The sequence below is a fragment of the Streptomyces sp. B15 genome (assembly GCF_018070605.1).
GTDB lineage: Bacteria > Actinomycetota > Actinomycetes > Streptomycetales > Streptomycetaceae > Streptomyces > Streptomyces smyrnaeus.
Genome location: NZ_JAGPXJ010000018.1, coordinates 21,903 through 35,011, shown reverse-complemented (window position 1 = coordinate 35,011; position 13,109 = coordinate 21,903). Strand labels below are relative to the sequence as shown.

The following is a 13,109-nucleotide window of genomic DNA, read 5'->3' as shown; positions in this document are numbered from 1 at the left end:
GGCTGCCGCCCCGGTCAAGGGGTCAGCACAGGATCACCACACCAGAAAGGGTGCCGATGTCGGCCGAGTCTGCTGGTCAGATCGGATTCCAGCCGGTACGCCCGGTGCGCGCCTACCAGCGTGTCGCCGAGCAGATCGAGGAGCGCATCCTGGGCGGCCAGTTGCCGCCCGGCTCCCGGCTGCCCGCCGAGCGGGAACTGGTGCGCCAGTTCGACGTGGGCCGCTCGACCATCCGCGAGGCCCTGCGGGTCCTGCAGTCCTCCGGACTCATCCGCTCCCGGCCCGGCGACCCGCTGGGCGCCGAGGTGCTGGGTGTCTCGCCCGACACCCTCAGCCACGCACTCGGCCGCCTCGCCCGCTCCCATCTGTCCTCGCTGTCCGAACTGATCCAGTTCCGGATGGTCCTGGACGCGGAGAGCTACCGGCTGGCCGCCCGGCTGCACACCGAGGAGGACCTGCGTCGGCTGACGGAGCTGGCCGACCGGATGGAGGAGTACCTCCCGCACGACCCGCACGCCTTCAGCGAGGCGGACGCCCAGTTCCACCGCGTCGTCGCCGAGGCCAGCGGCAACGCGCTGCTCGCACTGTGCGCGCGGGCGGTCCATGACGCGGTCGTGGACGCCATCGAGGGCAAGCTGGTCCGCGCGAAGCGGGCCGGTGACGCGAGTGACTGGATGCGGCGCTCGGTCACCCACCACCGCGACGTCCTCGCCGCTCTGCGGGATGCGGACGGTGCTCGTGCGGCGCGGCTGGGGCGGGAGGCACTGTTCGAGCACTACGCCCCGCACGTCCCGGCGCCGGACCGGGAGCGGCTCCGGGCGGCGCTGGACTGATCCGCGACCGCCTCCGGGGAGGGGCTGCCCCTTGCTGTGCGTTGCAGGCTGCGGGTGTGTTGTGGTTGTGGGGGCACCTCCCGGACGGAGTCTGGGGGAGCGGTTCCCCGCGCCCCTGACGGGGCACGTCTCCTGCTGCGCTTGCCCGTTGTTACGCGGTGAGCTCGCGGAGGTCCTCCAGCGTGCCCGCGCTCGCGTCGGCCAGCCAGGGGGCCGGGGTCGGCCCTCCCGTGTAGCCGAGCACCGGCATGTGCGCGGCGCGGGCGGCCCGGACGCCTGCCGGACTGTCCTCGATCACCAGACACTCCCCGGGCGGCACACCGCAGGCGGCGGCCGCGTGCAGGAACAGATCGGGCGCCGGCTTGCCCCGGTGCACATCGTCCGCGCTGAAGACGCGGCCCGCGAAGCGCTCCCACAGGCCGGTGGCGGTCAGCGAGTGGCGGATGCGCGGATGGCTGCCGCTGCTGGCGACGCAGTACGGGAGGGAGCGGGCGTCCAGCGCGTCCAGCAGTTCGACGACGCCCGGCATGGTGCGCGGGGCCGCGTCGAACGCGGCGGCGACCCGGGAGCGGTACTCCACGAGCCAGCTGTCGGGCACCGGCGCCGTGGCGTGTGCCCGCACCTGTGCCAGCAGATACGGTTCGGAGGTGCCCAGGAACTTCTCCAGCACCTCGGCCGGGGTCAGCGGCCACCCCGCCTCGGTCGCCATCTCGGCGACGACCTTCGGCCCGATCCGCTCCGTGTCGACCAGCACCCCGTCGCAGTCGAAGACGACCAGCCGCGCTGCCGCGAGAGCCCGGGCGGCGGGGGAGAGGTGGGGCGCAGTGTCCATACGCCCCACCCCATCACGCCCTTGCGGCCGGGCTCAGCCCGGGTCGGCGAGCCGGTCGGTGACCCAGGTGTGGAAGTCCCCGATGTGGTGCTCGCTGGGCACCAGGACCCCGCCCTCCCGGTAGGCGCGGGAGGCCATGGCCGGCTGGGTGCGTTCGCAGGCGTCGAAGTCCTGCACGTTGACCCGGTGGAAGAGCTCCACCGAGTGCGAGACATCCGCACCCGCCGCGATCACCTCCGGCGCGTACAGCCAGTCGCACTCGACCACCGTGCGGTCGGCGGCCAGGGGGAACATCCGGTGCACGATCACATGGTCCGGCACCAGGTTCACGAACACCTGCGGCCGGATGGTGATGGCGTAGTAGCGGCGGTCGTGGGTGTCAGGGACGCCCGGCAGTCGGTCGAAGCCCGCGCTGCCGTCCACCGTGAACCCCTCGGCCTCGGCGGCGAACTGCGGCCCGTGCCCCACGTAGTACTGGGCGGCGAACCCGTCCGCGAACTCCGGGAGCACCTCGGTCAGTTCGGGGTGGATGGTGGCGCAGTGGTAGCACTCCATGAAGTTCTCGATGATGAGCTTCCAGTTGGCCGCCACGTCGTAGGTGTGCCGTCGGCCCAGCGCCAGCGACTCGATCGCGTAGTGCCCGATCACGTCGTTGCCACCCAGCCGTTCGGCGACGTCCCCCATCACCGACTCCTCGAACGAGGGCGGTTCGGCGGACAGGCACACCCACGCGTAGCCCAGCCACTCGCGCAGCCGCACCGTGTGGAGCCCGTACGCGGCGCGGTCCACGTCCGGCATCCGGGTCAGATTGGGGGCGGCCGTCAGCTTGCCGTCCAGGTCGTAGGTCCACGCGTGGTACGGGCACTGCAGGCTGCGCCGCACCTCGCCCGCCTGCTCGGTGCACAGCCGGGCGCCCCGGTGCCGGCACACGTTGAGGAAGGCCCGCAGCTCGCCGCGCCGGTTGCGGGTGACCAGCACGCTCTCCCGGCCCACTTGAACGGTGCGGTAGGCACCGGGCTTGTCGAGGTCGGCCGAGCGGACCGCGCAGAACCACTCGGCCTCGAAGATGCGCTCCTGCTCGCGCCGGAAGTTCTCCGGATCGGTGTAGCGGTCTCCTGGCAGGGTCGCCAGCAGACTGCCGACAGCGGTCGTCATGTCGTGATGTCTCCCTCGAAAGTGGCGAACTGGCTGTGTGGGGCCTTACATACAGGTGACGGCCCTGCGGGGGTGTGACATTGCGGGCCTCCTGCGTGGCCCCTGCCCCCGCCCACCCGCCCCCTGGGACGGGGAGCGGGCGGGCAGGAGGGGACGATGGCCGGAGGGGTTCGGGACGTGCGCCCCCAGGGCCAGGGAAAGGGGGTGGGGGATCAGCGGCGGATCCGGGCCATCTCCGGGTCGAACAGGGGCTCCGCCGCGACCGTCGCCGCGATCTTCTCACCGAAGTACTCGACGGCGACCGAGGTACCCGGCGTGGCGGCTCCGGCCGGCACCCATGCGTAGGCGACGCACCGCCCCACGCTGTAGCCGTACGAAGCGCTGGTCACATAGCCGGCGACGACCCCGTCGACGTGGACGGGCTCGCTGCCCATGACGACCGCCGCGGGATCGTCGAGGGTCAGGCACACCAGCTTCCGCGTGGGAGCGGCGCGCGCGGCCAGCGCGTCCCGCCCGACGAAGTCGCCCTTGGCGGGGCGGACGGCGAAGCCGACACCGGCCTCCTCGGGGGTGTGCTCGGTCGTCATGTCGGCGCCCCAGGCGCGGTACCCCTTCTCCAGCCGGAGGCTGTTGAAGGCGCTGCGGCCCGCGGCGATGACGCCGAGCCGCTGCCCGGCCTCCCAGAGGGTGTCCCACAGCCGCAGCCCGACGTCGGCGTCGGTGTACAGCTCCCAGCCCAGCTCGCCGACGTAGCTGACCCGCAGCGCGGTGACCGGCACATGGCCCACGTACGTCTCGCGTGCCTTGAAGTAGCCGAACGCCTCGTGCGAGAAGTCGGCGGGGGTGAGCGGCTGCACCAGCTCCCGGGCCAGCGGGCCCCACACCCCGATGCAGCAGGTGCCGGAGGTGATGTCCCGCACCTGGACGCCCTCGGGCGCGTGCCGGGCGAGCCAGTCCAGGTCGGCGGGGGAGTTAGCGCCCAGCTGCCAGCGGTCGGGGCCCAGCCGGGCCGCGGTCAGGTCGCTGCGGATGCCGCCGTCCTCGTTCAGCAGCAGCGTGTAGGTGACCGACCCCGTCCTCTTCTTGAGGTTGTTGCTCGTCATCCGCTGGAGGAAGTCGAGCGAGCCGGGACCGGTGACCTCCAGCCGCCGCAGCGGCGTCATGTCGTACAGCGCGACCTTCTCGCGCGTCAGCTTCGCCTCCGCGGCGGCGATCGGCGACCAGTACCGGGCCGACCAGCTGTCGCGCTCGGGCAGCTGAAGGCCGAGCCGTTCCACGAGCGGCGCGTTCGCCTCGTACCAGTGGGGCCGCTCCCAGCCGCCCGACTCCAGGAAGCAGGCGCCCAGCTCCTGCTGCCGGGGGTGGAACGGGCTGGTGCGCAGGGGGCGGCCGGTGCCGGGCGGCTGGAGCGGGTGGATCACGTCGTACACCTCGACGAAGCTGCGTTCGCCCCGCTCGTGGACGTACGCGGGGGAGCGCTGGGACTTCTCGAAGCGGTGCGGATCGCACTCGTGGACGTCGACCGTGGTGCGGCCGTCGGTCATCAGCTCGGCCACGGCCCGGGCGGCACCCGCCGAGTGCGTGACCCAGACGGCCTCGGCGAGCCAGAAGCCGCGCACCCGGTCCGACTCCCCCAGCAGCGGCATCCCGTCGGGGGTGAAGGAGAAGACACCGTTGAAGCCCTCCTCGACACGGGAGTCGGCCAGAGCGGGCAGCAGCCGCCCGGTCTCCGCCCAGCTGGGCGCGAAGTCGTCCTCGGTGAAGGGCAGCGAGGAGGGCATCTCGGGGGCCTGGTCGTAGGGCAGGACCGCGTACGGGTCGACGGGCAGCGGGCGGTGTGCGTAGGTGCCGATACCGATCCTCCCCCAGCCTTCGGCCGGGAGGTGCCCCCGGGGGCCGTCCGCCGGGTCGAGGTGTTCGCGGTAGTACAGGTCGTGGTCCTGGTGGCGGAGGAGCGGACGTACGGCCTCGGCACCGGGGTCCCCGGACCCCTCGCCGGCCAGTCGCGGCAGCGGGGCCGTCCGGGCGTACTGGTGGGCGAGCGGCAGCAGCGGAACGTCCACCCCGGCCATGGCGCCGACGACCGGCCCCCAGAACCCGGCGGCGGAGACCACGTGGTCGGCCGGGAAGGTGCCCCGGTCGGTGACGACACCGGTGACCCTGCCGCCCGCACGTTCGATGCCGGTGACCGTGTGCCGGTCCAAGAAGCGCGCCCCGCGCCGCGAGGCACGCTCGATCTGCGCCTGACAGGCGTCGACGGCCCGGGCCAGCCCGTCACCGGGGGTGTGGAATCCGCCGAGCACGGCGTCCGGGTCGAGCATCGGGAAGAGCTCGGCACACCGCGTGGGGCCGACGAGTTCGCCCTCGACGCCCCAGGCGGCCGCGAGCCCGGCCTTGCGGTGCAGATCCAGCCACCGCGCCTCGGTCGTGGCCACCTCCAGCCCGCCCACCGGCAGGAAGCACGGGCGTCCGGCCCAGCGCAGCGAGCTGAACTTCTCGACGGTGTAGCGCGCGTACTCGGTCAGCGTCCTGGAGGGGCTGGTACGGAAGACGAGGCCGGGCGCGTGCGAGGTGGAGCCGCCGGGGGATGCCAGCGGCCCCTGTTCGAGGACGGTGACGTCGCGCCAGCCGCGCGCTGTCAGTTCGTCGGCCAGCGAGCAGCCGACGATCCCGGCACCGACGATGACGACGCGCTCGCTCCGCGACTCGGCCGGCGCGGGAGGGGGAGCGTCCACCGTGTCGTTTGGTTCGCTTCTCCGTTCGCGCGGCTGTGGTGCGGGTTGGTTGTTGGTCTGCGGCCCGGCTGCCGCGCGCACGTCGCTCACAGGACCACCACCGATCGCAGCACCTTGCCGCGCTGCATCCGCTCGAAGGCGGCCTCGACCTCGTCCAGCGCTATCGTCTCGGTGACGAAGGCGCCCAGGTCGAGCTTGCCGCTGAGATAGAGGTCGATCAGCACGGGGAAGTCCCTGCTGGGCAGGCAGTCCCCGTACCAGGACGACTTGAGGGCGCCGCCCCGGGAGAAGAGCTCCTGGAACGGGAGCTCGATGGTCACATCCGGTGCCGGGACCCCGGCCTGGACGAGCACGCCCGCCAGGTCCCGCATGGCGAAGCCCTGAAGATAGGTCTCCGGACGGCCGACGGCCTCGATGACGACGTCCGCGCCGTGGCCGTCGGTCAGTCGGCGCACGGCCTCGACCGGGTCGGTGCCGCGCGAGTTGACGCTGTGGGTGGCACCGAACTGGGTGGCCACGTCCAGCTTGTTGTCGTCGATGTCGACGGCGACGACCCGGCGGGCCCCGGCCAGCGAGGCCGCCGCGATGGCCGCGTTGCCGACACCGCCGCAGCCGATGACGGCGACGGTGTCCCCGTAGGAGACCCCTCCGGTGTGCACGGCCGCACCCCAGCCGGCCATCACGCCGCAGCCGATGAGTCCGGCCGCCTCGGGACGCGCGGCCGGGTCGACCTTGACGGCCTGGCCCGCGTCCACCAGCGTCTTGTCGGCGAAGGCGCCGATGCCGAGGGCTGGGGTCAGCGGGGTTCCGTCCAGCAGCGTCATCGGCTGCCGGGCGTTGCGCGAGTCGAAGCAGTACCAGGGCCGCCCCTTATGGCAGGAGCGGCAGCTTCCGCACGGTGCGCGCCAGGCGAGTACGACGAAGTCGCCGGGGCGCAGATCGGTGACGCCGGGGCCCGTCTGTTCGACGATGCCCGCGGCCTCGTGGCCCAGCAGGAAGGGGAAGCCGTCGACGCTGCCGCTGACGGCGCCTTCCCGGTAGTGCAGATCGGTGTGGCAGACACCGCATGCCTGGATGGAGACGAGGACCTCGCCCGGCCCGGGGTCCGGTACCAGGATCGTCTGCACCTCGGCCGGGGCATCCTTCTTCATCGCGATGACAGCGCGGACCTCGTGTGGCATTCCCAGACCTCACAGTTGTTGCGTAGTGCACGACTGGTTGCGCTATGGGAGACATAGTGAGAACGCCGAACCTTGCCCGTCAAGAGATGTGGATCAGTGGTTCATGACGGGACGTCAGAACAACGCGCTGCGGGCCCGGCCGGTGCCGGACCCGCAGTTATGGGAGGTCGGGGCGCTGCCAGTGCTGACGCCCCATCAGAAATTTGTACTTCTCGACGGTCCGCGTGCCGATGTCCCGGACGGTCAGTAGGCGTAGCCCATCCGGCGCGAGAGGTCCTGTGCGGCAGCCATCGTGCGCTTGGCCACCTCCTGGAGCCGCTCGTCCTCCAGCCGGTAGGACGGCCCGGAGACGCTGATCGCGCCGATGACCTTGCCGTCGTGGGCGCGCACCGGGGCCGCCACCGCGTGCAGACCGAGCTCCAGTTCGTCCCGTGCCACCGCGAAACCGGTCTTGACCACCGACTTCAGCTCCGTCCGCAGCTCCGCCGGGGAGATCACCGTCGACTCCGTCAGTCGCGGCAGCTTCCGCGACAAAACGCTCTCCTGCACGGATTTGGGCTGGTGCGCCAGCAGCGCCTTGCCGCTGGAGGTGGCGTGCAGCGGGGTGCGCCTGCCCAGCCAGTTCTGCGCGGTGACCGAGGACGAGCCGCGCGCCTGCATGATGTTGACGGCGGCGTCGTCGTCCAGCACCGCGATGTTCGCCGTCTCCCCGGCGTCCTCGGCCAGCTCGCGGCAGACGGGCGCGCCCTCCTGCGAGATGTCCAGCCGGGAGGCCGCGGCTCCGGCCAGCCTCAGTACGCCCGGACCCAGGTAGTACTTGCCGCGGCCCTGCTCCTGGGACACCAGTCCCCTGGCTTCCAGGACGCCCAGCAGCCGGAACGCTGTCGACTTGTGGACGCCCAGTTCTTCGGCGATCTCCGTGACTCCCGCATCTCCGTGCCGGGCCAGGATCTCCAGCACGCTCACCGCGCGATCGACCGACTGGACCGAAGCAGCCGCGCCTCTGGACTGCCTGCCCGTCCCTGTGTCCTCCGATTTTTCACTCATCTGCTCAACGTCACCGCCTGCTGGCCTGGTTGTGGTTCCTGGTTGCTGGTGCGCGGCCGCGCGCCGTTCTCCCCGGAGGTCGTCGGCGAGTGCTTGACGTGAAGCCTCCCCGCTTGGATTCTGTTGCGCATCACGCTCCATCGTGCGCGATACGGAACTCGGATAGTAGCGAAGTGTCTCCCCGCACCTTCCCGGTCAGCCGGCACCAGGGCCGGCCGGCCGTGCTCACCCGAATGTGCTCGCGAGGTGAATCACAGTGATACCTGTCTGCCGCATTGAGGACCTGCCCGCCGGTGAGTCCGTCCGTCTCGACCTCGAACCTCCCATCGCCGTCTTCAACGCCGACGGCGAGCTCTACGCAATCGACGACACCTGCACCCACCAGGACGCGTCCCTGTCGGAAGGCTGGCTCGAGGGCTGTCTGGTCGAATGCCCGCTGCACGCCGCTTCATTCGACCTGCGCACCGGCCGTCCCACCTGCCTCCCGGCCCGCAAGGCCGTGCGTACCCATCCAGTGAGCGTGCTGGACGGCACCGTGTGGGTACACATCGAGTCCGCCCAGCCCGCACAGACACCGCACACCGCCGCAGCCGGACAAGGGAGCGCCGCATGAAAACCATCACCGTGATCGGCGCCTCCCTGGCCGGGCTGCACGCCGCGCTGGCGCTCCGCTCGGAGGGCTACGACGGCAGGCTGGTGATGATAGGGGAGGAGCACCATCGCCCCTACGACCGCCCGCCCCTCTCCAAGGAATTCCTCACCGGCGCGCTGACCGCCGAACGGCTCTCCCTCGCCGACGCGGAGGAGATCGCCGAACTGGACGCGGACTGGCTGCTGGGCACCCGCGCCGAAGGCCTCGATCCACCCTCCCGCACCGTCACGCTCACGGACGGCCGCAGGCTGTCCACCGACGGCGTCGTCCTGGCCACCGGAGCGGTGCCCCGCACCCTGCCCGGCGAGCCGCTGGCGGGGGTGCACACGCTCCGCACCCTGGACGACGCCGCCGCGCTCCGCGAGGAGCTGAGCCGGGGGCAGGTGCGGGTGGTGGTGATCGGCGCCGGCTTCATCGGGGCCGAGGTCGCCTCCTCCTGCGCCACGCTCGGCCACAGCGTCACCGTCGTCGAGGCCGCCGCGCAGCCGCTGCTGCCCCAACTCGGCGCCCGTATGGCCGCCTTCTGCGCCGACCTGCACACCGACCACGGTGTCACCCTGCTCACCGGCACCGGCGTGCGGGCACTGCACCCGGACGGCCGCCGGTCGGCCCGGGGGGACGGCGCCGGCGGCGAGCAGCAGCGGGTCGGCTGGGTGGAACTGGCCGACGGCCGCTCTCTCCCCGCCGACGTGGTCGTCGTCGGTATCGGCGTACGGCCCGCGACCGACTGGCTGGAGGGCTCCGGCATCCCGCTGGACGACGGGGTGGTCTGCGACGCGGGCGGTGTCACCCCGGTGCCGGGCGTGGTGGCGGTCGGCGATGTCGCCCGCGCTGCCGGGCACCGGGCCGAGCACTGGACCAGCGCCATGGAGGCCCCGACCGTCGCGGTGCGCAATCTGCTGGCCGGGACGACGGTCGAGACGTACACGGCGCTGCCGTACTTCTGGTCCGACCAGTACGGCATCCGGCTCCAGCTCGCGGGAAGCCGGGCCGGGGCCGACACCGTACGGCTGGTGGAGGGCTCGCCCGAGGACCGCAGCTTCCTCGCCGTCTACGAACGCGACGACGGCACCCCGACCGCGGTCCTCGCCGCCAACCGCCCCCGCCCCTTCATGCGGGCCCGGCGCGAGCTGGCCCGTGCCGGGATGGCGGCGGTCTGACCGCTGCGGGGCTCCCCCTCCCCCTCCCCCTCCCCCTCCTTCTCCGGGGAGGGGGAGCCCCTTGTCGCGCGGCCCTCCGCGGGGTGGGCACGGAGGAGGGGGTCAATTGCCGGCGGTGGCGGCCTGCTTCTCGCTGGGCCGGACGATGACGAAGCCGTCCCCGTCCAGTCTGAGCTGCACCGCCTCGCCGGAACCGCCCCGGATCATCGAGCCGAAGCTCTGCGAGCGGTGCAGCGAGGTGTGCAGCTGGGCACTCCAGCCCACCACCGCGTCGGTGTCCACGAACACCGGTGCCTGCTGCGACACCGGAATGACGATCGGCGTGCCCTCACAGATGACCGCGAGCCTGCCCTGGCCCGAGAAGACGCTGTTGAACAGCCCGCCGCCGGCCATCCCCGCGCCCTTGACGATGCCGATCTCGTAGTGCAGCCCGGCGTCGAAGCACAGGACGTTGCGGCCGTTGACGGTGAGCGAGTCGCCGGGAGCTATGTCGATGATGAAGCAGTTCTCCGCCTCGTGCGCGAACCACGCCTCGCCCTGACCGCTGACCGACATCAGCGCCAGCCCCTCGCCGGTGACCTGCCGCTTGAGGAAGTTGCCGACCCCCTGCCCCTTCTTCTCGAACTGAAGGTTCCCCCGGAAGGCGACCATCGACCCCTGCCGCGCGTAGCACTCCCCGTTCACGGTGTACTTCACGCACTTTTCGTTCTGCAGCTCCATCCCCGGCGTGGGGCTGGGCTGCGCCATGTTCTTCGTAGCGAAGAGCTCACTCTGCATGGCGCCTATGTTCCCCCAGAATGCGCCGCTCCAGCCAGACGCCTTTCCTCCGGCCGCCACGATCTGCCCGTGTGCTGCGACGCTATTTGAGGGTTTCCCTGCCCCGCACCGTCGTGCACCGGCTCTGTTCCGCTCACAAGTCCCCAAAAGGAGTTCAATGAAACGATGGAAGGTGCCAGGGGGCGCAGGGCCTCCGGGGCAGCTGCCCCATGGCATGGGAAGAGGGAGAAACGAGACATGAAGTTCGTGCTCGAGGTCGACACCAGCGACATGCGCGGCGAAGGGGAAGCCGCGGCAGAGCTGGGACGCGTCCTGCGGTACTGGGGCGGCAATCTGCGCCACTATGCGCTGGAGCCCGGCGACGGCTCGGTCATCTACGACTCGCAGTACCGTGAGGTCGGCAACTGGCGCATCACCGCGTCGTCGTGACCGGCGCGGGCGGCCCGGCGGCCGGGGAGCGGAGAGGAGAAGCGATGGCGACCACGGGCGCCGACCCGCAGCGGATCGGCCGGGAACTCGACGGTGCCGTCGTCACCGTCGACCCCACGCTGCCATCGGCGGTGCGCGAGGAGGTCGAGGAGATCACCGGCCGCCCGATGGGCGCCGGCACCGGGCCCCGGGTGCATGTGGGGCCCGGGTTGCCCCGACTCGCCGCCGGTGAGCGGCTGTTGTGGATGCACAGCACCAACGCCGGAGTCGACGCACTGCTCCGGGCCCACTCGCCGTGGCCGCCCGAGGCCCTGCTGACCCGCACGGTCGGACGGATGGGGGAGCGGATCGGCCAGTACGTCCTGGCCTGGGCGCTGGCCGAACTGCAGGAGATCCCCGGCTTCCTGCGCCAGCAGGAGGCGCGCACCTGGAACCGGCTGCCCACCGAACTGGCCGACGGCACCCTGGCCGTCGTCTTCGGCACCGGCAGCATCGGTGCGGGGATCGGCGCCGCCCTGCGGCGCTGCGGCATCCGCACGGTGGGAGTGGCCCGTACCCCGCGCCCCGCACCCGGTTTCGACTCGGTGCTCGCGCTCGGCGACCCGGCCGGTCCCCACGGCCCTTCCGCCGAGCTGAGCGCCGCCCTGGGCGCGGCACGCTGGGTCGTCGACGCGCTGCCGCTCACTCCCGGTACGGCCGACCTCTTCGGCCCCGAGCTGTTCGGGGCGATGGCCGGGGCGACGTTCTTCAACGTCGGCCGCGGCGCGACCGTCCGCACCGAGGCGCTTGCCGAGGCCCTGGAGCGAGGCCGGCTGGCGCACGCGGTCCTGGACGTGCTGCCGAAGGAGCCCGCCCCGCCCACCTCCCCGGCCTGGGACCTGCCCCGCACCACCTTGACCTCCCACTCCGCCGGCCCGACGACCGTCGCCGACATCACCGCCGACTTCCGCACCGCTTGGCAAGCCCTCCGCGCGGGCCGGCTCCCCGCCCTCACCGTCCACACCGCGGCGGGCTACTGATCCGTGCCCGCCCGCGGCCTGCCGGCCCGCGGCCCGTCACGGCTGTAAACCCGCCCCGACCTCCGCAGGCCCCGCCGCCCCTCGTCAGGCTCCCGCACCCAGCCGCTGGATGCGGCGGGAGAGCCGGGCATGGGCGGTGAGCATGTCCGTGGTGCCGGCCAGGGCGAGGGCGCCGTCCTCCACCACGGGGCGGCCCTGGACGAGGGTGTGGCGGGGGCGTACGGGCCCGCAGCGCAGCCACGCCTCGACCAGGTCGGTATGGGCGCCGGCGAAGGCGAACCGGTCCAGCTCCCATACGACGACATCGGCCGGGGCTCCCGGGCGCAGCCGGCCCAGCTCGTCGCCCCGGCCCAGACAGGCGGCGGCGTCCACGGTGGCGGCCCGGAGGATGTCGCGGGCGGTCGCCGCCGCCGCGCCGCCGCGCTCCCTGGCGGCGGCGAGGGCGGTGCGCGCCTCCAGCCACAGCGAGGCGTGGTCGGTGGAGGCCGAGCCGTCGCAGCCCAGCCCGACGGTGACGCCGGCGGCGCGGAGGCCGGGGAGGCTCGCTGCCCCGGCGCCCAGCATCATGGTGGAGCCGGGGCAGTGGGCGACGCCCGTGCCCCAGCGCGCCAGCCGGGCCCGCTCGTCCTCCCGGGAGAAGACCAGATGGGCCACCCACGCCCGCTCGCTGCCCCAGCCGACGTGCTCGAACTGGTCCACAGGGCGCCGTCCGAACGTCTCCAGGCAGTACTGCTCCTCGCCCCGGTCCTCGGCCAGATGGGTGTGCAGCCGCACATCCAGGCGCTCGGCCAGCCGCGCGGTCTCCACCATGAGCCGCTCGGTGACGGCGGCCTGGGTGGCGGGCGCGAGAGCGATACGCAGCATCGAGCCGGGCGCCGGGTCGTGGTAGGCGGCGACGAGGCGTTCGCTGTCGCCGAGGATCTCCTCGGCGCTCTCCACCAGCGCGTCCGGCGCCGGCCCGCCGTCCCGTTCGGACAGGTCGAGGGCCCCGCGTGCCGGGTGGAAGCGCAACCCCACCTGGCGTGCGGCGCGGATCTGGGCGTCGATCAGGCGGGGCCGCGGGTGGGCGTGGAGCATGTCCGCCGTGGTGGTGCAGCCGCCCAGTGCCAACTCGGCGAGCCCCACCCAGGTGGACACCTCCACCGCCTCCTCGTCCAACGCCGTCCACAGCGGACAGAGGGTGCGCAGCCAGTCGAACAGCTCGTAGCGGGTGGCCGGGGCGTAGGCCCGGGTGAGGTTCTGGAAGATGTGGTGGTGGGTGTTGATCAGCCCGGGCGTGACCAGGGCGT

The 13,109-nt window shown here is 72.5% G+C and carries 12 protein-coding genes; 5 read left to right on the top strand and 7 right to left on the bottom strand.

Translation table 11 applies throughout. The annotated features are described in order from the left end of the window. Positions 1-56 precede the first annotated feature (56 nt). Positions 57-833 carry a FadR/GntR family transcriptional regulator gene (locus KBY19_RS11250; RefSeq protein ID WP_218967843.1) on the top strand — a complete coding sequence of 259 codons (777 nt, stop codon included), beginning with the start codon at positions 57-59 and terminating at the stop codon, positions 831-833. Positions 834-984: 151 nt separating this feature from the next. Here the strand turns inward: KBY19_RS11250 and KBY19_RS11245 are convergent, their stop codons facing one another. The 5 genes from KBY19_RS11245 to KBY19_RS11225 form a co-directional block, all read right to left on the bottom strand. Further along, positions 985-1,665, bottom strand: coding sequence for an HAD family phosphatase (locus KBY19_RS11245; RefSeq protein WP_099885435.1), 681 nt, complete (start codon positions 1,663-1,665; stop codon positions 985-987). Positions 1,666-1,698: 33 nt separating this feature from the next. Continuing rightward, positions 1,699-2,820, bottom strand: a complete 1,122-nt coding sequence (locus tag KBY19_RS11240) for an aromatic ring-hydroxylating dioxygenase subunit alpha (protein ID WP_210955073.1) — start codon at positions 2,818-2,820, stop codon at positions 1,699-1,701. A gap of 212 nt (positions 2,821-3,032) precedes the next feature. Continuing rightward, the gene (locus KBY19_RS11235) at positions 3,033-5,555 is read right to left on the bottom strand and encodes an FAD-dependent oxidoreductase (protein ID WP_210965703.1); all 2,523 of its coding nucleotides are present in this window, start codon (positions 5,553-5,555) and stop codon (positions 3,033-3,035) included. Positions 5,556-5,641: 86 nt separating this feature from the next. Then, a complete protein-coding gene (locus tag KBY19_RS11230; protein ID WP_210965687.1) occupies positions 5,642-6,736 on the bottom strand; it encodes an S-(hydroxymethyl)mycothiol dehydrogenase in 1,095 nt (364 codons plus the stop codon). A gap of 243 nt (positions 6,737-6,979) precedes the next feature. Continuing rightward, positions 6,980-7,783 carry an IclR family transcriptional regulator gene (locus KBY19_RS11225; RefSeq protein WP_099885439.1) on the bottom strand — a complete coding sequence of 268 codons (804 nt, stop codon included), beginning with the start codon at positions 7,781-7,783 and terminating at the stop codon, positions 6,980-6,982. Between the two features lie 256 nt (positions 7,784-8,039). Here KBY19_RS11225 and KBY19_RS11220 point away from each other — a divergent pair, with 256 nt between their 5' ends. Next, positions 8,040-8,396 (top strand): bifunctional 3-phenylpropionate/cinnamic acid dioxygenase ferredoxin subunit, encoded by a 357-nt coding sequence (locus KBY19_RS11220; protein ID WP_185018636.1) that lies wholly within the window; start codon positions 8,040-8,042, stop codon positions 8,394-8,396. Further along, complete coding sequence (locus KBY19_RS11215) at positions 8,393-9,595, top strand: NAD(P)/FAD-dependent oxidoreductase (protein WP_099885441.1); 1,203 nt, start codon at positions 8,393-8,395, stop codon at positions 9,593-9,595. The genes KBY19_RS11220 and KBY19_RS11215 overlap by 4 nt, the downstream gene beginning before the upstream one ends. A 102-nt stretch (positions 9,596-9,697) precedes the next feature. On the opposite strand, the gene KBY19_RS11210 is transcribed toward KBY19_RS11215, so the two are convergent. Beyond that, positions 9,698-10,372: an AIM24 family protein gene (locus KBY19_RS11210; protein WP_099885442.1), complete on the bottom strand. Its 675-nt coding sequence runs from the start codon at positions 10,370-10,372 to the stop codon at positions 9,698-9,700. 237 nt (positions 10,373-10,609) lie between these two features. Between KBY19_RS11210 and KBY19_RS11205 the strand changes: the two genes are divergently transcribed. Both KBY19_RS11205 and KBY19_RS11200 read left to right on the top strand, forming a co-directional pair. Continuing rightward, positions 10,610-10,801: a hypothetical protein gene (locus KBY19_RS11205; RefSeq protein WP_099885443.1), complete on the top strand. Its 192-nt coding sequence runs from the start codon at positions 10,610-10,612 to the stop codon at positions 10,799-10,801. A 44-nt stretch (positions 10,802-10,845) separates the two neighbouring features. Continuing rightward, the gene (locus tag KBY19_RS11200) at positions 10,846-11,820 is read left to right on the top strand and encodes an NAD(P)-dependent oxidoreductase (protein WP_185018637.1); all 975 of its coding nucleotides are present in this window, start codon (positions 10,846-10,848) and stop codon (positions 11,818-11,820) included. 84 nt (positions 11,821-11,904) lie between these two features. Here KBY19_RS11200 and KBY19_RS11195 read toward each other — a convergent pair whose 3' ends face one another. Continuing rightward, positions 11,905-13,068, bottom strand: a complete 1,164-nt coding sequence (locus KBY19_RS11195) for an amidohydrolase family protein (protein WP_307843492.1) — start codon at positions 13,066-13,068, stop codon at positions 11,905-11,907. Positions 13,069-13,109 lie beyond the last annotated feature (41 nt).

Bases quoted from the DNA above. Each gene is read 5' to 3' on its own strand.
- KBY19_RS11250 (WP_218967843.1), top strand. From the start codon at position 57: ATGTCGGCCGAGTCTGCTGGTCAGATCGGATTCCAGCCGGTACGCCCG.
- KBY19_RS11245 (WP_099885435.1), bottom strand. From the start codon at position 1,665: ATGGACACTGCGCCCCACCTCTCCCCCGCCGCCCGGGCTCTCGCGGCA.
- KBY19_RS11240 (WP_210955073.1), bottom strand. From the start codon at position 2,820: ATGACGACCGCTGTCGGCAGTCTGCTGGCGACCCTGCCAGGAGACCGC.
- KBY19_RS11230 (WP_210965687.1), bottom strand. From the start codon at position 6,736: ATGCCACACGAGGTCCGCGCTGTCATCGCGATGAAGAAGGATGCCCCG.
- KBY19_RS11225 (WP_099885439.1), bottom strand. From the start codon at position 7,783: ATGAGTGAAAAATCGGAGGACACAGGGACGGGCAGGCAGTCCAGAGGC.
- KBY19_RS11215 (WP_099885441.1), top strand. From the start codon at position 8,393: ATGAAAACCATCACCGTGATCGGCGCCTCCCTGGCCGGGCTGCACGCC.
- KBY19_RS11210 (WP_099885442.1), bottom strand. From the start codon at position 10,372: ATGCAGAGTGAGCTCTTCGCTACGAAGAACATGGCGCAGCCCAGCCCC.
- KBY19_RS11205 (WP_099885443.1), top strand. From the start codon at position 10,610: ATGAAGTTCGTGCTCGAGGTCGACACCAGCGACATGCGCGGCGAAGGG.
- KBY19_RS11200 (WP_185018637.1), top strand. From the start codon at position 10,846: ATGGCGACCACGGGCGCCGACCCGCAGCGGATCGGCCGGGAACTCGAC.